Genomic DNA, 16,990 nt, shown 5'->3' on the forward strand with positions numbered 1-16,990 from the left:
GTCGGGCTTGCAGCGCCCTTACTTCACCGCATCGAAGCACCAGGCCAGAATGCCCTTCTGCGCGTGCAGGCGGTTTTCGGCCTCGTCGAACACGACCGATTGCGGACCGTCGATCACGTCGTCGGTGACCTCCTCGCCGCGATGGGCGGGCAGGCAGTGCATGAACAGCGCATCGGGCTTGGCCAGCGACATCAGCTTGCCGTTGACCTGATAGGGCTTGAGCACGTTGTGGCGGTGCTCGCCTTCCTTGTCGCCCATCGACACCCAGGTGTCGGTGACGACACAGTCGGCGCCGCGCACGGCGGCTTCCGGATCGGTGCCGAGCATGATCGGCGCGCCGGTCGCCTTGATGAAGTCGCGCATCACTTTTTTCGGCGCGAGCTCCGGCGGCGTCGCGACATTGAGCTGGAACTTGAAGCGCTCGGCGGCGTGAGCCCAGGACGCCAGCACGTTGTTGTCGTCGCCGGTCCAGGCCACCGTCTTGCCCTCGATCGGGCCGCGATGCTCCTCATAGGTCATGAGATCGGCCATCACCTGGCAGGGGTGCGAGCGCCGCGTCAGGCCGTTGATGACGGGTACCGTCGCGTTGGCCGCAAGCTCCAGCAGCGCGTCATGGTTGAGAATACGGATCATGATGGCATCGACATAGCGCGACAGCACGCGCGCGGTGTCGGCGATGGTCTCACCGCGGCCGAGCTGCATCTCGGCACCGGTGAGCATGATGGGCTCGCCGCCGAGCTGACGCATCGCGACGTCGAACGACACGCGTGTCCGGGTCGACGGGCGCTCGAAGATCATCGCCAGCGTCTTGCCTTCGAGCGGCCGCACCGGCTGCTGCGCCTTCTGCTTCGCCTTCATGGCGGAGGACGCCGCGAGCATGGTCTTGAGCTCCGACAGCGGCAGCTCGTTGATATCGAGGAAGTGCTTCGGGGACTTGCTCATCAGCTTGCCGCCCGCTTGGTCTGGCTGGACGAGATCGCGGCGCAGGCGCGCTCTAACCGCCCGACGCTGTCCTCGATCTCGGCTTCGGTCACGATCAGCGGTGGCAGGAAACGCACGACATTGTCGCCGGCCCCGACCGTGAGCAGTTTTTCATTGCGCAGCGCCGCGACGAGATCGCCGGAGGGCACCACGGCCTTGATGCCGATCAGAAGGCCCTCGCCGCGCACTTCGCTGACGACATCGCCATGACGGTCGATCACGGAGGCGAGCTTCTGCTTCAGCAGCAGCGACATCTTCTGCACGTGGTCGAAGAAGCCGGGCTGGAGCATGACGTCGAGCACCGCGTTGGCCGCGGAGATCGCCAGCGGATTGCCGCCGAAGGTCGAGCCGTGCGAGCCGGGCCCCATGCCGGCTGCCGCATCCGCGGTCGCCAGCACTGCGCCGATCGGGAAGCCGCCGCCGAGCGCCTTTGCCAGCGACATCACGTCAGGCGTGACGCCGGTGCGCCGATAGGCGAACAGATCGCCGCTGCGGCCCATGCCGGTCTGCACCTCGTCGAAGGCGAGCAGCAGGCCCTTCTCGTCGCAAAGCTGGCGCAACGCCTTGAGGAAGGTCGGCGTTGCCGAGCGCACGCCGCCCTCGCCCTGGATCGGCTCGATCAGGATGCCGGCGGTGTGCGGGCCGATCGCCTTCTTGACGGCCTCGATATCGCCATGCGGCACCTGGTCGAAGCCTTCCATGGGCGGGCCGAAGCCTTCGAGATATTTTGCAGAGCCGGTCGCGGCGAGCGTTGCCAGCGTACGGCCGTGAAAGGCGCCTTCGAAGGTGATGATGCGATAACGTTCCGGATGCCCCTTGGAGAAGTGATGATGGCGGACCAGCTTGATCACACCTTCCAGCGCTTCGGCGCCCGAATTGCAGAAGAACACGAAGTCGGCAAAGCTTTCGTTGCAAAGCCGGCTCGCGAGCTTCTCGCCGTCCGGGCTCTGGAACAGGTTCGACATGTGCCAGAGCTTGGTCGCCTGCTCCTGCAGCGCCTTGATCAGATGCGGGTGGCAATGGCCGAGCGCATTCACTGCCACGCCCGAGGTGAAATCGAGATAGCGATCGCCATTGGTCGCGATCAGCCAGCAGCCTTCGCCGCGCTCGAAGCCGAGGTCGGCTCTGGCGAAAACGGGGAGCAAATGCGGCGCTGCGCTGTTAGTCATGATGTCACTTGAATGTTGCGGACGGTGTGACGCGTGCATTGCGCAACGCACCATCGACCGGCCCGGAAAACGAAACGTGCCGCCTTTTAAGGGCGGCACGCGGGACTATCTTATGCTTGGCAAGACGGGTGTCAATGCCGCCCGGAAAGCCTCAGGAAACGCTGAATCCGTAGTCTTGCGGTGCCGATTTTGCGGGTTTTCACCACGGAACATGTGGAAGCGAGTCGGCGGACTCTTGCGCGGGAGTCACGCCATATTGTAGCGTTTGGATTGTCAGATACGACATCTCGTGCAGCGGTTCTGATCCCAAGAGTCCTCTTGTACCGGCGTAAACGTTCGGGCGTCAGTCACGCGCCCGGCGAGCCTTAAGGGATTCTGACGGCACGGGTTTTTGAAGGCTTAGGCAATCGCTGCGAGGCCCCAGGATGGCTGGCGCGTAGCGAGGGAAAGGGTGCAATGACGGTTTTGACCTGGTCCGACGATCGCGTCGAGCAGCTGAAAAAGCTCTGGGAGGCCGGACTTTCGGCCAGCCAGATCGCAGCTGAGCTCGGCAATGTGACCCGCAATGCCGTGATCGGCAAAGTGCACAGGCTCGGTCTGTCCGGCCGCGCCAAGAGCCCTTCATCGGCAGCGCCCCGGCCGCGCAAGGCGCGTCCCGCGCAGCACATGATGCGGGTGACCCGCCCCATCGCGCGCGGCAACACCGCGCTGGCGCAGGCCTTCGAGGTCGAGGTGGAGGCTGAACCCGTCACCTATGACAACGTGGTGCCGATGGGCCAGCGGCTGTCGCTGCTCGAGCTCAACGAGGCGACCTGCCACTGGCCGGTCGGCGATCCCTCGAGCCCGGATTTCTTCTTCTGCGGCGGCAAGGCACTGTCCGGCCTGCCCTACTGCGCCCAGCACTCGCGCGTGGCGTATCAGCCGGCGGCGGATCGCCGGCGCGCGCCGGCGAAGCCGGGTCCGCGCTGAGCGGATTTAGCTGATCGCAACGACGGCAGCCGTCGCACGATGACGGCTCAACCAACTCGGTGTCATCCCCGCGAACGCGGGGATCCATAACCACAAGGCGCAGTTGTCGCGCGAGATGGTCACTCCGAGTCTTCGCCAAACCACTGCCTGTGGTTATGGGTCCCTGCTTTCGCAGGGACGACACCGGAGAATGCGGCGGCAGCCCGCCAAAGCCAACGCCAGCAAACCTTACGTCTGCTCCGCCTTCGCGAAGCGGTCGTCGAGCGCGTAGCCAGCGCCGCGGACGGTACGGATCGGGTCCTGCTCGCGGCCGAGATTGAGCAGCTTGCGCAAGCGGCCGATATGGACGTCGACAGTGCGCTCATCGATGTAGATGTCGCGGCCCCAGACGCTGTCGAGCAGCTGCTCGCGCGAGAACACGCGGCCGGGATGCTCCAGGAAAAACTCCAGCAGGCGATATTCGGTCGGGCCGAGATCGATCGGCCGGCCCGAGCGCGCCACGCGGCGCTTGTCGCGGTCGAGCTCGATGTCGCCATAGGCCAGCACTGTCGCGAGCCGCTCAGGACTGGCGCGCCGCAGCAGGCCCTTCACGCGCGCCAAAAGCTCCGGCACCGAGAACGGCTTGACGATGTAGTCGTCGGCGCCGGTCGCAAGTCCCCGCACCCGCTCGCTCTCCTCGCCGCGCGCGGTGAGCATGATGATCGGCAGCTGCTTGGTGTCGGGCCGGGTGCGCAGGCGCCGGCACAGCTCGATGCCCGACAGGCCCGGCAGCATCCAGTCGAGCACGATCAAGTCCGGGATGTGCTCCTTGAGGCGGGTGTCGGCGTCGTCGCCGCGCATGACCGTCTCGACATCATAGCCGTCGCCTTCGAGGTTGTAGCGAAGCAGCTCGGTGAGAGCTTCCTCGTCCTCAACCACCATAATGCGTGCGCCCATCGGGTCGTCGCTCCTTCAAGTCTTCAGGTATTCGGGACCGTCGTGGCGAAGGTGGTCATGTCGCCCTTCGGCCGCTTGTCGGTGATCGCCTGGCCTTCGATCATGTAGAACACGGTCTCGGCGATGTTGGTGGCGTGGTCGCCGATCCGCTCGATGTTCTTGGCGCAGAACATCAGATGGATGCAGAACGAGATGTTGCGCGGATCCTCCATCATGTAGGTGAGGAGCTCGCGGAACAGCGAGGTGCAGATCGCGTCGACTTCCTCGTCGCCCTTCCACACCGCCATCGCCGCCGGCAGGTCATGCGCGGCATAGGCATCCAGCACCGACTTGACCTGCTGCTGCACGAGGTCGGTCATGTGCTCCAGGCCGCGGAACAGCTTCAGCGGATGGAAGTCGGTCTCCAGCGCGGCGACGCGCTTGCCCATGTTCTTGGCGAGGTCGCCGATGCGCTCGAGGTCGGTCGCAACGCGCATGGCGCCGACGATCTCGCGCAGATCCACCGCCATCGGCTGCCGGCGGGCGATGGTGAGCACCGCGCGTTCCTCGATGCGCTTCTGCAGCGCGTCGAGCTCGGCGTCGATGGTGACGACGCGCTGGCCGAGCGCGACGTCGCGGCGGATCAGCGCGTCGACGGAATCGACGATCATGCGCTCGGCGATGCCGCCCATCTCGGCGACCAGGCGGGTGAGCTCCTGGAGGTCGGTGTCGAAAGCCTTTGCGGTATGTTCAGTACCCATGTCGCGTCTCCTCAGCCGAACCGGCCGGTGATGTAATCCTGCGTGCGCCGGTCGCTCGGCGACGTGAAGATCTTGCTGGTGTCGTCGAACTCGATCAGCTCGCCGAGATACATGAAGGCGGTCTTGTCGGAGACGCGCGCCGCCTGCTGCATGTTGTGGGTGACGATCGCGATCGTGTAGTTCTCGGACAGTTCCTGGATCAGCTCCTCGACCTTGGCGGTCGAGATCGGATCGAGCGCCGAGCAGGGCTCGTCGAACAAAATCACTTCAGGACGCACCGCGACGGTGCGGGCGATGCACAGGCGCTGCTGCTGGCCGCCGGAGAGCGACAGGCCGGAGGCGTTGAGCTTGTCCTTGACCTCGTTCCACAGCGCGCCGCCGCGCAGCGCCTTCTCAACGCGGTCGTCCATCTCGGACTTCGAGATCTTCTCGTAGAGGCGGATGCCGAAGGCGATGTTCTCGTAGATCGTCATCGGGAACGGCGTCGGCTTCTGGAACACCATGCCGACCCGGGCGCGCAGCAGATTGAGGTCGAGCCTGGGATCGAGGACGTTGGTCTGGTCCAGCATGAGCTGGCCGGTGGCGCGCTGGCCCGGATAGAGATCGTACATCCGATTGAAGATGCGCAGCAGGGTCGACTTGCCGCAGCCCGACGGGCCGATGAACGCCGTGACGCGGTTGGCGCCGAGCGTCAGGTTGATGTTCTTCAGCGCGTGGTGCTCGCCGTAATAGAAATTGAGATTGCGCACCGTCACCTTGGCCGGTGCTTCCGGCAGCGGTTGCGAGGCCAGATGAGCGTTGGAACTCATGGATACGGACAAGTCGGTCATTTTGCAGTCCTCTCGGCGCCGAGGATGCGCGCGCCAATGTTCAGGGCAAGCACGGTGAGCGTGATCAGCAGCGCGCCGCTCCAGGCGAGCTGCTTCCAATAGGCGTAGGGGCTCTGGACGAAGTTGTTGATGGTAACCGGCAGGTTGGCCATCGTCTTGTTCAGGCCGAGGCTGAAGAACTGGTTCGACAGCGCGGTGAAGAGCAGCGGCGCGGTCTCGCCGGCGACGCGGGCGGTGGCGAGCAGCACGCCGGTGATGAGGCCCGACCGGGCCGCACGATAGGCGATACGCTTGATCACCAGCGAGCGCGGCAGGCCGAGCGCCGAGGCCGCCTCGCGCAGGGGATTCGGCACCAGCAGCAGCATGTCCTCGGTGGTGCGCAGCACGACCGGGATCACGATGACGGCGAGCGCGAGCGCGCCCGCGATCGCGGAGAAGCCACGCATCGGCACCACCACCGCGCCATAGATGAACAGGCCGATGATGATCGAGGGCGCCGAGAGCAGGATGTCGTTGATGAAGCGGATCACCGAGGTCAGCTTGTCGTTGCGGCCGTATTCGGCAAGGTAGGTGCCGGCGAACAGGCCGAGCGGCGCGCCGATGCCGACGCCGATCAACGTCATGATGATCGAACCGACGATCGCGTTGCGCAGGCCGCCTTCGGTCGAACCGGGCGGCGGCGTATCCGCGACGAAGATCTGAAGATTGAGGCCGGCCAAGCCGTTGAAGAGCAGCGTGACCAGGATCAGCGCGAGCCAGGTGACGCCAAAGGCGGCCGCGGCGAAGCAGAGCCCGCGGATGACGATGTCCTTGCGGCGACGACGCGAATAGATCGGATTGAGCGCCATGACGTTACTTCCCCGCCTTCTTGTCCAGCCGCATCAGCATCAGCCGCGCTGCGGCCAGCACGAAGAACGTCAGCACGAACAGCAAGAGGCCGAGCAGGATCAGGCCGGACTGGTGCAGGCCGTCGCTCTCGGCGAACTCGGATGCGATCGCCGCCGAGATCGTGGTGCCCGGCGCGAAGATCGATGAGGAGATGCGGAACGAATTGCCGATGATGAAGGTCACCGCCATGGTCTCGCCGAGCGCGCGGCCCAGCGCCAGCATGACGCCGCCGATGATGCCGACGCGGGTGTAGGGGATCACCACGCTGCGGACGACTTCCCAGGTGGTGCAGCCGACGCCGTAGGCGGCCTCCTTCAGCACCGGCGGCACCGTCTTGAACACGTCGACCGAGATCGAGGTGATGAAGGGCAGCACCATGATGGCGAGGATCAGCGCGGCGTTGAACGTGCTGAGATAGGACGGCGGACCTGCGAAGATCGCGCCCAGCACGGGCACGCCGTCGAAGATCCTGATCATGAAGGGCTGGAAGGTATTGGCCAGGAACGGGCCCAGCACGAAGAAGCCCCACATGCCGTAGATGATCGAGGGAATGCCGGCGAGCAGCTCGATCGCCATGCCGATCGGGCGACGCAGCCATTGCGGGCAGAGCTCGGTGAGGAAGATCGCGATGCCGAGACCGACGGGAATGGCGATCAGCATCGCGATGAAGGAGGTGACGAGCGTGCCGTACATCGGCCCGAGCGCGCCGAGCACGGGCGGATCGGCCGACGGCGCCCAGCGCTGCGTCCACAGGAAGGAGAAGCCGTATTCCTTCATCGCCGGGAACGCGCCGACGATCAGCGAGACGATGATGCCACCGAGAATGAGGAGCACCGAGATCGCGGACAGCCGCGTGATCCAGTAGAAGGTGACGTCGCCGAGCTTGAACGCGCTCAAGGCCTTGGCGCGGTCATACGGTCCGGCGTCGTCGATTACATCGCTCTGAACGGCCATTTCTGCCACGCCGATCCCCTGTGCCCGATAATATACGCTTGTTGTCAGTCTTTTTGTCGGTCTCGCGCTCCGGACACGGCATGACCGATCCGGAGCGGAAGTCTTGCGGGTCCCGGCTCTCGCGAAGCGGCACACTGGACGATGCTTCGTATCGCCAGGGCCGCACCGCGTCCGGGACGCGAGAGCCTTACTTAGCTCTTGATCTCGGCAGCCCAGGTCTTCTCAATCAGGGTCACGACGCCTTCGGGCATCGGGATGTAGTCAAGCTCTTCAGCCGCCTTGCCGCCGCTCTTGAAGGCCCAGCGGAAGAACTTGATGGCTTCCTGCGAGGCCGCCTTGTCGGTGGCGTCCTTGTGCATGAGGATGAAGGTCGCCGCGGTGATCGGCCAGGACTTCTCGCCGGGCTGGTCGGTCAGGATGACGTAGTAGCCGGGCGCCTTGGCCCAGTCGGCGTTGGAGGCGGCCGCCTGGAAGGCTTCGACGGTCGGCTGCACCGGCTTGCCGGCCTTGTTGACGAGACCGGTGTAGGTCAGCTTGTTCTGCTTGGCATAGGCGTACTCGACATAGCCGATCGAGTTCTTGGTCTGGCTGATGTTGCCCGACACGCCTTCATTGCCCTTGGCGCCGACGCCGACCGGCCACTCGACCGCGGTGCCCTCACCGACCTTGCTCTTCCAGTCAGCGCTGGCCTTGGAGAGGTAGTTGGTGAAGTTGAAGGTGGTGCCCGAACCGTCCGAGCGGCGGACCACGGTGATGGCGTCCGAGGGCAGCTTCACGTTCGGATTGAGCTTCTTGATCGCGGCGTCGTCCCACTTGGTGATCTTGCCGAGATAGATGCTGGCGAGCGTCTCGCCGTCGAACACCATCTCGCCGGGCTTCACGCCCTCGAGGTTGACGACGGGGACGATGGCGCCCATCACCATCGGCCACTGGACGAGGCCGTCCTTCTCGAGCTGCTCGGCCTTGAGCGGCGCGTCGCTGGCGCCGAAGGTCACGGTCTTGGCCTGGATCTGCTTGATGCCGCCGCCGGAGCCGATCGACTGGTAGTTCAGACCGTTACCGGTCTCCTTCTTGTAGGCGTCAGCCCATTTGGAATAGATCGGGAACGGGAAGGTGGCACCGGCACCCGTGATGTCGGCAGCGAAGGCCACCGTCGTCGATGCGGCGAGCAAGCCGGCAGCGACCATGGTTTTGATGAAATTCATGCTGGTCTCCATACAGGGGAGCGAAGCGCCAACCGCGCCCGATCGCGCTCCCCGCGCCGCCCCTTTAGGAGCGGTCGGCTGTGCTTTTACGAAGGTTTCGTGACAGTCGGATGACACACTCAAGCGATTGAAATCGCTGGAGTTTCAGGCTTAAACTAAAGTCTTAGCCTGGGGAAAACAGGCGGTGAAAGTGGCACCCTGACGGGGCACGCTTTCGATCAAAAGCCGGCCGCGATGGCGGTTAAGAATATGTTTCACCAGCGATAATCCGAGCCCGGTGCCGCCCTGCGAGCGACTGTCGCCGACGTCGACCCGGTAGAACCGCTCGGTCAGCCGCGGCAGGTGCTCGGGCGCGATGCCGGGGCCGAAATCGCGGACCATGATCCGGATTTCCTGAGTTCCATCAGTGGCTGCGGCTGAGGTCAGCGACACGATGACGCGTCCGCCGGAGGCACCGTATTTGAGCGCGTTCTCGATCAAATTCTCGAACAGGCGGAGCAGCTCCTCGCGGTCGCCCGCGATCATCACCGGTCCCTCGGGCAGATGGATCTCGACCTCGACCTGACGCTCGCGCGCCAGCGGCTCGAGCCCGTCGGCGACCTGGCGGATGATCGGCAGCAGGTCGACCAGGGTGTCGGGCCGGACATGGGCCGACAGCTCGACCCGCGACAGCGACAACAGATCGTCGATCAGGCGCGCCATGCGGGTGGCCTGGTTGTGCATGATGCCGAGGAAGCGCTCGCGCGCCTTGGGATCGTCCTTGGCCTGGCCCTGCAGCGTGTCGATGAAGCCCGACAGCGCGGCCAGCGGCGTGCGCAGCTCGTGGCTGGCATTGGCGACGAAGTCGGCCCGCATCTCCTCGACCCGGCGCAGCGGCGTCTGGTCGTGGAAGGTCATCAGCATGCATTTGTCGGCGCCGCCGAAGCTGGTCGGCACCGGCACCGGCGTGATCATGAGCTCCAGCCAGCGGTCGACCGGGACGTGGTCGAGATAGGTCGCGCGCCGCGGCTCGGTGGTCGCGATCGCCTCGCGCAGCGCGGTGATGATCTCCGGCGAGCGCAGCGCGAACTGGGCCAGCTCGTTCCGGCGCAGCGCCGGTGCGAGCTGGGCGGCGGCGGCATTGAGGTGGATGACGCGGCCGGCGCGGTCGAGCAGCACCGCGGGATCCGGCATGCCGGCGACGACGGCGGCCACCGCCGCGCTCTCGACCGGGTTGATGCGCCTGACGTCGTCGCGCGAGGCGGCGGGATCGTGCAGCCGCCACGGGATCAGCGCGGCCGCCGCGATACAGAGGAACACGATCGCGGCGTGCAGCGCCGACAAGTCGCCGAGCGAGACGACGACGGACAGCGCCAGCGCCGCGGCGATCAGGATCACGGTCGAATGCCGCAGCCGGTCGGACCAGGGCTGCGCGGAGGGAGAAGATGGGGCGTCGATCGCCATCGGGGCGGACTTCTCCTGGGGCTTGTCTGAAGGCCTGTCAAATAAGGCTTGGCGCCGTCAGGCACCGCTGTCGCTGCGCTCTCTCACATAAGCGGCTTCACGCGCCGGGCCGGGGTCGAGCTTGAGCGCCGCCTGCTGCAAGCGCTTCGATCGTGCGCCGATGATAACTTCGCGAAACGTCAGCAAGATTACAGATATGACGAAGGGCGACAGATAATAGAGGACGCGGAACAGCAGCATGCCGCCCAGAAGTTCCTCGCGATCCATCTGCCAGAGACCGACCAGCATGGCGGCGTCGAACACCCCGAGCCCGCCGGGCGAGTGGCTGGCGAAGCCGAGCAGGGTGGCCGAGACGAAGATCACCGCGACCACCACGAAGCCGAGATTGGGCTCGTCCGGGACCAGCACGTACATCGCGAGCGCGCAGAAGCCGAGATCGACGATGCCGATCGCGATCTGGAGCAGCGTCAGCGGGCCGCCCGGCAGCACCACGGTCCAGGGCCCGCGGCCGACCACGCGCGGCTGGGTCCAGACCCAGACCACGTAGCCGACCAGCCCGACGATGATCATCAGCGCCAGCGTCCGGTTCAGCCATGGCGGCAGCTGGTCGATCGAGGCGGCGGCCTCCGGATGATAGGAGATGCCGAGGCCGAGCACGGCGGCATTGCCGAGCCAGAAGGTCAGGCCGGCGAGGAAGCAGATCTTCGCGACGTCGATCGCGTTCAGCCCGTAGGCCGAATAGATGCGATAGCGCACCGCGCCGCCGGTGAAGACGGATGCGCCGACATTGTGGCCGATCGAATAGCTGGTGAAGGCCGCGAGCGCGTTGATGCGATAGGGCACGTGGGCATGGCCGATCGCGCGCACGGCGAACAGGTCATAGAAGGTCAGGGTGAAATAGCCCGCGGTGACGAACAGCGCCGCCATCGCGATCTGGGTCGGCTCGGTGCTCTTGATCGCTTCGAGGACCTCGTTGAAATCGATGCCTCGCAACATGTGGTAGAGCACATAGCAAGCGATGCCGATGACCGCGACGCTGATCACAACGCCAAGCTTATGCAGGACTTGCTTCTGGCGCAGAAACGACGTCGCCCTGCGTATGGCTTCCAGCATCTAGACCTCGAACAACGCTTCAGCGGCCAGGGTGGCCGGCGAACAGGCGGACGACGCACTGGCACTCAACGAACCCTCGCCGCCGGCTCCGGTATCGCGCATGCCCCCTGCCCCTCCACTAGCGCGTTTTGGGACGAAGTGGAATTCGCCAATTCGAACAAAAACACGTGCATTCAATATTTTAGGCAGGGTTGCGGGCTCCTGATGCACGGTTTGGCGCCTTCGGCGGCAGGACTTGAGGCGAATCTCCATGGCGATCCTGCGCAGGTGCCATGAAGTTTTGATGATTTCGGCCGCACAATGTTCCTTCACGCCTTAAGCCGACGTCAATCTATGGACCGCGCCCGCCTGTTGAAAGAGGGGGCAATCCCGGCGTCCGTCCGACGGGTTGTCCGATGCGCCGGAAGGTCGCGGGTCCCGGGCGCAGCCTCAAGGCGCGGTCAAATAGCCGCGGCCATAGGCTGCGGCCTGATCCTCGAAGATCGCCATGGCCGTGGTCATCCGCCTGAAACCCAGGCGTTCATAAAACCCTTCCTTGCCCGGGACGGCGTAGAGGATGATCTTGCGATGGCCGCGGCAACGCACAAGCAAACGCTCGATAATGTCGCGGCCGAGACCTCGCCCCTGGCGGTCCGGGTGCACGGCGATATCACAGAGATAGGCGCAGTCGCGGCCGTCAGCCAGGACGCGTCCCGCAGCCACGATGCGACCATCCTCATTGGCGAAGGCGCGAAACATGCTGTTGCCGAACACCAGCGCGAGATCGGCCGGCGCCTTGTTGCCGAGCGGCGCGATGCGATAGAGCTCGGATAGCGCATCCCAGTCGATCCCGGCGAGATCGTCGGCCCAGACAATCGACATCGCAAAGGCCCTCCCCGGCTCAGTGCCGCGCGGCGGTGACGGCAGCGACGATTTCGTCGCCGTCCGGAAAATGTCCTTTGCTGCGGCTGGCGACGATCCGGTCGCCGAGCTTGACCTGGAAAACGCCGCCCTTGCCGGGGACGAGATCCGCTTCCAGCCCTAGCTGCCGGCGCAAAGCCGCGGCCGCCTCCTTGGCACGCTTCTCGTATCCGCACGGCCGGCAATAGATGATGGTTACCTCGGACATCTCGTCCTCCTTCAGGCCGCAAGCCGGGGACGCACCGCTTCAATGCCGGCGATCCAGCCGGCAACGGAACGGCCGATCGCGTCGGGGTGATCCTCCTGGAGGTAATGCCTGCCAGGCCCGAGGCGGACAAGCGCGCAGTGCTGCAGCGAGGCCGCAAAGGTCTCGGCAAATTCGGGAGCGACGACGGCCCCCGGCTCCCCTGCGAACAGCAGCTTCGGATATGCAGACGCCTTGAGCGACGCATGAGCCGATTGCAGCGCTTCATAGACATCGGCGGGTTCGCCGGCGATCGGCAATTCCCGAGGGAATGCAAGAACGGGACGGCGGCTGTCCGGCGTCGGAAAGGGCGCGCGATACGGCTCCATCTCGTCGTCGCTCAGGGTGCGCATGATGCCGCCGGGCAGCACGCGTTCGACGAAGGCGTTCGCCTCCAGGATCATTGCTTCCCCCTCGCCCGGGGTCCTGAATTTGCGGAAAGCCTGGCGCGCGGGTTCGGCCTGGTGGAAATCCTGCCAGGTCGGCATCGGCCGGATGAACTCCATGAAGGCGAGCCCGCGCACGAAGGCCGGCCGGCGCGCCGCGAGATGAAATGCGAGCGCCGTGCCCCAATCCTGCGCAACGAGATAGGCCGAGGTGAGGCCGAGCTCGTCGATCAACGCGTCGAGATAGCGGACATGGTCGAAGAAGCGGTAGGCGATGTCGGGCTTGCCGGACCGGCCGAAACCGATGAGATCGGGCGCGATGCAACGCGCCACAGGCGCCACCAGCGGCAGGATGTTTCGCCAGATGTGCGACGACGTCGGATTACCGTGAAGGAAGAGCGCGACCGGCGCATCCTGCGCGCCCGTGTCGCGATAGGCCATCGTGCTTCCCAGCACGGCGGCGCTGCGGATCTGGATCTCGGAATGCTGGCTCATGCCGGCTCCTTGAAGACGGTCTTGAATGCGATGGTCTTGAAGCGCTCGAGCGCCTTGGGCGTGCGGTCGACCTTCATGCGCAAGATCGCGCCCTGCCAGGACGCGAGCAGGAAATCGGCAAGCTCCTCAGCCTCGAACTTGGAATCGATCTCGCCGCTTCTCTGCGCCTCGCTGATGCAGGCGGCGAAGGGCATGCGCCATTCGGCGAAAATTTCGGCAAGGCGGGTGCGCAGCATCTCGCTGCTGCCGGCCGCCTCCAGGCTGAGATCGCCGATCAGGCAGCCGCGTCCATAGCCGTCGGCTTCGAGCCGGCCGGTGATGATGTCGAGATAGCGTTTGAGCCGCGCCCGCGGGGTCAGGGAGGCATCTTCAAGAGCCTCCGCGACCAATCCCTTCGTGATCTCGAAATAGCGATCGAGCACCTCCGAGGCGAACGCTTCCTTGGAGCGAAAATGATTGGTGAAGGACCCCTGCGGGGCGCCTGCCGCAGTGGTGACATCGCGCACACTGGTGCCGTGATAGCCGGTCCGGAACATGACCTTGAGACCGGCGTCGAGGATGGCGTCTTTGAGCGAGGGCTTGGGCATGGAGGAATAATACGTACGTGCGTATTGTTGTCAAGCGCAGCGTTTGATGTCTCTCTCAAACGACGTGTCCAAACAGAAAAAGGGGGTTGGCCGCGGAGCTTCAGCCGGTCCGCATGCTGCGCGAGACCACGCGGTCGCGCAGCCAGGCGCCGATGGTGCAGCCGACCAAATAGCAGGCGAACATGATCAGGCCGAGGTCGAGCCAGTAGCCGAAGCGGCCGGGGACGATGTGTGCGAACGAGGCCGCGACCAGGGCGGCAGCAAGCGCGGCGAGCCAGCGCGCCGTCACCTTCGAGGTGCCGTTGCCGCGCTGGACCACCGAGATCCAGCCCATGCAAAAGCCCAGCAGCAGCGAGCCGATCAGCCAGCCCAGATGGAACGAGACGAGATAGGGCATCGTCACCTCACCAGGAATTCGATACGGCGGTTCTGCGCCTTGCCTTCGTCGGTGTCGTTGCCGGCAAGCGGCTGCGTGCTGCCATGGCCGACCGCGGTGAAGCGGCTGGCGGGCAGGCCGGCCTTGACCAGATAGTCGATCACCGCCTGTGCGCGCTTCTCCGAGAGAGCGCGGTTGAAGCCGTCCTCGCCGTCGGCATCGGTATGCCCGGCGACCTCGACATTGGTGGTGGGGCAGCGCAGCGCCGTCTCGATCAGATGGTCGAGAATGGCGGCGGAATCCGGATCGATGTCGGCGCGCTTGGCTGCGAAGCGGATCTTGCCCTTGGCCAGAAGGTCCGTGAACAATTGCTGGCACACGGTGCCATCGACCGGGCCTGCCGCGGGCTTTACGGTGATCTCCGGCTTGTACTGCCAGTTTTTCGGGAAGTCCTTGCCGAGGCCTGCGCGGATGTCGTTGGCCGCGCCCTCGTAGAGCGCATCGCCCGACAGCTTCACCTCGCGGTCGGAGACGACGAGCGTGCCGGTCGACAGCCGCGACAGCGCGCCGAGTGCGGCGATCACGGCGGTGTTGAAGGAGCCGGGAGCGCCGATGCTGGCCTTGAGATTGTCGACGACCTTCTCGGTGAAGAATTTTCGCGCGGCGCTGGTGGCGATCGCGGCGTGGATGGTGTTGTCGGGAACGTAGCCGGTCAGCGTCACGGTCGCGGCAACCGGATCCTTGTAGGCCTGGAAGATATAGGGCGGCGCCTTGACGTCGTTGGCGGCAATCGAAAAGCCCTCGGGCAGGTTCTTCAAAGCTGCTACGATGGCCTCGCGGCCACCGAGATCGCGCGCCATGCCCGACAGATTGACCTTGGTGTCCGTGATCGTGATCTTGCCGTCCTTCAGCTTGCCGATCTGGTCCAGCAATAGCGTCGCTGCGGCCTCGAACCGCGGCGGCGCACCGCGCGCCAGCCCCATCTGGTCGGCCACCTCGACGCCGCCGACCTCCTTGCGGGCCGCCTCGGTCAGCCGGCCCTTCATCGACGGCAAGGGCGCGGAGCCTGACAGCGTCACCCGCACCACGTCGCGCTCGGCGTTCCAGACGAAGGGTTTGGCCTCGGGAACAAGGCGGGTCCGGTCGTCGACCAGGCGGACGCCGGGGACGGTCTCGACCGCCATCACGGCATCCCGCCGCCCCTCCTCGGAGAAGGCGTCCGCGGCCAGGCTGACATCGCGGCCATCGACCGCGATCCGCGTCTTATCCAGGACGGTGTCCTTCAGCGCAGCCGAGCTGCGCGCCGACAGGTCGGCTTCGACCGGTAAGGTATTATTCCAAGCCGCAAATCCCCACATGACGGCCAAGGGGATCAGCCCGGGCCACCATTTGCTGGCCCACCTAAAAAGCTTCTTCATTCGACGACCCGAACTCTGGAACCGGAGACAAAACAAACCCTTGGCAGGCTGTCAAACCGGAAATGTTGCCCTTGCGAAGGCCTTAGCCGGACAATCGGAATAACTTTTTCTTCAAGGGTTCTTCCGTAAGTTGAAAGCGGAATGCCAGAGTCCGCCAGCGGGTCATGAAACAACTGCGTAACAACGTCATCCGCGCCGGGCTGGGAGCACTCTATTTCAGCGGGGCGCACCACCTGCTGCGCCCGCTTTTGTCGGGCGTCGGCGCCATTTTCATGCTGCACCACGTGCGACCGGCCCGCGAGGCCGTGTTCCAGCCGAACCGGCATCTCGAAGTCACCCCCGAATTCCTGCGCGCCACGCTGTGCCATCTGCGCTCGCGCGACATCGACATCGTCAGCATGAACGATCTGCATGAGCGGCTGGTGCAGGGCCGGTTCGACCGCCGCTTCGCCGCCTTCACCTTCGATGACGGCTATCGCGATAATCTGGACTACGCGCTGCCCGTGCTGCGGGAATTTGACGCGCCTCTGGCGGTCTATGTCGCGAGCGATTTTGCCGAGGGCACTGGACGGTTGTGGTGGGTGGCGCTGGAGGCCGTGATCGCCAAGGCCGAGCAAGTCGACGTCAGAATAGGCAATTCCGCGCTGCGGCTCGATGCGACGAGCCCCGCCGCCAAGCAGGCAACCTTCGACCGCCTGCACGACTGGCTGCGCGCGCTGCCGGGCGAGCACGATCTGGCGCGAGAGATCGAGGCGCTCTGCACGACATACGACGTCGACATGGCAGCGCTGTGCCGCAGCCTCTGCCTGTCCTGGGCCGAGGTGAAGAGCTTTGCCGCCGACCCGCTGGTGACGATCGGGGCGCATAGCGTCAGCCATTGCAATCTCGCCAAGGTGGCCGAAGACGTCGCCGCGCAGGAGATCGCCACGAGCCGCGCGCGGATCGAGCAGGCGCTGCAGCGCCCGGTGCTGCATCTCGCCTATCCCTATGGCGACCGCGAGGCCGCGGGGATGCGCGAATTCGGCCTTGCTGCAACCGCGGGCTTCAAGACCGCGGTGACGACGCGGCCCGGCATGCTGTTCGCCGACAATGCCGCCCACATGACAGCGCTGCCGCGCGTCTCGCTCAACGGCAATTACCAGGACGCAAGAATCCTCCCCGTTCTGACCTCGGGCGCCGCGACCGCGATGTGGAACGGCTTCCGCCGGATCGCGGCGGCGTAGCTGCTGCTCCAATCTCCGCCGTCGTCCCTGCGAAAGCAGGGACCCATATGTGGACGGCCCCCGTGGCACAAGAGCTTTGTGAGGTTTGACCGGATCGCTTGCATCCATATGTGCGGCCTGTTGGGTGCAGCTT

The 16,990-nt window shown here is 65.2% G+C and carries 18 protein-coding genes; 2 read left to right on the forward strand and 16 right to left on the reverse strand.

The features are described from left to right. Positions 1–18: 18 nt before the first annotated feature. Positions 19–942 (reverse strand): ornithine carbamoyltransferase, encoded by a 924-nt coding sequence (argF, locus tag GGD66_RS25985; RefSeq protein ID WP_179739976.1) that lies wholly within the window; start codon positions 940–942, stop codon positions 19–21. Further along, positions 942–2,150 (reverse strand): aspartate aminotransferase family protein, encoded by a 1,209-nt coding sequence (locus GGD66_RS25990; protein WP_179739974.1) that lies wholly within the window; start codon positions 2,148–2,150, stop codon positions 942–944. Before GGD66_RS25990 ends, argF begins: the two co-directional genes overlap by 1 nt. 456 nt (positions 2,151–2,606) lie before the next feature. Here GGD66_RS25990 and GGD66_RS25995 point away from each other — a divergent pair, with 456 nt between their 5' ends. Continuing rightward, positions 2,607–3,119, forward strand: coding sequence for a GcrA family cell cycle regulator (locus GGD66_RS25995; protein WP_018316914.1), 513 nt, complete (start codon positions 2,607–2,609; stop codon positions 3,117–3,119). A gap of 228 nt (positions 3,120–3,347) precedes the next feature. On the opposite strand, the gene phoB is transcribed toward GGD66_RS25995, so the two are convergent. From phoB to GGD66_RS26065, 14 genes are all read right to left on the reverse strand, one after another. Then, a complete protein-coding gene (gene phoB / locus GGD66_RS26000; RefSeq protein ID WP_018316913.1) occupies positions 3,348–4,055 on the reverse strand; it encodes a phosphate regulon transcriptional regulator PhoB in 708 nt (235 codons plus the stop codon). 23 nt (positions 4,056–4,078) lie between these two features. Next, positions 4,079–4,795, reverse strand: a complete 717-nt coding sequence (gene phoU, locus GGD66_RS26005; protein ID WP_018316912.1) for a phosphate signaling complex protein PhoU — start codon at positions 4,793–4,795, stop codon at positions 4,079–4,081. Positions 4,796–4,806: 11 nt separating this feature from the next. Further along, positions 4,807–5,625 carry a phosphate ABC transporter ATP-binding protein PstB gene (gene pstB / locus GGD66_RS26010; RefSeq protein ID WP_018316911.1) on the reverse strand — a complete coding sequence of 273 codons (819 nt, stop codon included), beginning with the start codon at positions 5,623–5,625 and terminating at the stop codon, positions 4,807–4,809. Further along, positions 5,622–6,473, reverse strand: a complete 852-nt coding sequence (pstA, locus tag GGD66_RS26015) for a phosphate ABC transporter permease PstA (protein ID WP_018316910.1) — start codon at positions 6,471–6,473, stop codon at positions 5,622–5,624. Before pstA ends, pstB begins: the two co-directional genes overlap by 4 nt. A 4-nt stretch (positions 6,474–6,477) precedes the next feature. Continuing rightward, a complete protein-coding gene (pstC, locus tag GGD66_RS26020; RefSeq protein ID WP_026201750.1) occupies positions 6,478–7,467 on the reverse strand; it encodes a phosphate ABC transporter permease subunit PstC in 990 nt (329 codons plus the stop codon). A 191-nt stretch (positions 7,468–7,658) separates the two neighbouring features. After that, positions 7,659–8,672, reverse strand: coding sequence for a phosphate ABC transporter substrate-binding protein PstS (pstS, locus tag GGD66_RS26025; RefSeq protein WP_179739972.1), 1,014 nt, complete (start codon positions 8,670–8,672; stop codon positions 7,659–7,661). A gap of 150 nt (positions 8,673–8,822) precedes the next feature. Then, complete coding sequence (locus GGD66_RS26030; RefSeq protein ID WP_018316907.1) at positions 8,823–10,115, reverse strand: ATP-binding protein; 1,293 nt, start codon at positions 10,113–10,115, stop codon at positions 8,823–8,825. A gap of 57 nt (positions 10,116–10,172) precedes the next feature. Continuing rightward, the gene (locus GGD66_RS26035) at positions 10,173–11,228 is read right to left on the reverse strand and encodes a lysylphosphatidylglycerol synthase domain-containing protein (RefSeq protein ID WP_018316906.1); all 1,056 of its coding nucleotides are present in this window, start codon (positions 11,226–11,228) and stop codon (positions 10,173–10,175) included. A 429-nt stretch (positions 11,229–11,657) separates the two neighbouring features. Next, positions 11,658–12,089, reverse strand: a complete 432-nt coding sequence (locus tag GGD66_RS26040) for a GNAT family N-acetyltransferase (RefSeq protein ID WP_183259410.1) — start codon at positions 12,087–12,089, stop codon at positions 11,658–11,660. A gap of 19 nt (positions 12,090–12,108) precedes the next feature. Then, positions 12,109–12,336, reverse strand: coding sequence for a SelT/SelW/SelH family protein (locus GGD66_RS26045; protein WP_018316904.1), 228 nt, complete (start codon positions 12,334–12,336; stop codon positions 12,109–12,111). 11 nt (positions 12,337–12,347) lie between these two features. Continuing rightward, positions 12,348–13,253 carry a haloalkane dehalogenase gene (locus GGD66_RS26050; RefSeq protein ID WP_183259411.1) on the reverse strand — a complete coding sequence of 302 codons (906 nt, stop codon included), beginning with the start codon at positions 13,251–13,253 and terminating at the stop codon, positions 12,348–12,350. Further along, positions 13,250–13,840 carry a TetR/AcrR family transcriptional regulator gene (locus GGD66_RS26055; protein WP_183259412.1) on the reverse strand — a complete coding sequence of 197 codons (591 nt, stop codon included), beginning with the start codon at positions 13,838–13,840 and terminating at the stop codon, positions 13,250–13,252. Before GGD66_RS26055 ends, GGD66_RS26050 begins: the two co-directional genes overlap by 4 nt. A gap of 100 nt (positions 13,841–13,940) precedes the next feature. Further along, on the reverse strand, positions 13,941–14,237 hold the full coding sequence (locus GGD66_RS26060) for a hypothetical protein (RefSeq protein ID WP_018316902.1): 297 nt from the start codon (positions 14,235–14,237) through the stop codon (positions 13,941–13,943). Between the two features lie 2 nt (positions 14,238–14,239). Next, the gene (locus GGD66_RS26065) at positions 14,240–15,634 is read right to left on the reverse strand and encodes an OmpA family protein (protein WP_018316901.1); all 1,395 of its coding nucleotides are present in this window, start codon (positions 15,632–15,634) and stop codon (positions 14,240–14,242) included. Positions 15,635–15,798: 164 nt separating this feature from the next. Here GGD66_RS26065 and GGD66_RS26070 point away from each other — a divergent pair, with 164 nt between their 5' ends. Further along, positions 15,799–16,857: a polysaccharide deacetylase family protein gene (locus GGD66_RS26070; RefSeq protein WP_183259413.1), complete on the forward strand. Its 1,059-nt coding sequence runs from the start codon at positions 15,799–15,801 to the stop codon at positions 16,855–16,857. The last annotated feature ends 133 nt before the right edge of the window (positions 16,858–16,990 follow it).

Source organism: Bradyrhizobium sp. CIR48 (assembly GCF_014198315.1).
Classification (GTDB): domain Bacteria; phylum Pseudomonadota; class Alphaproteobacteria; order Rhizobiales; family Xanthobacteraceae; genus Bradyrhizobium.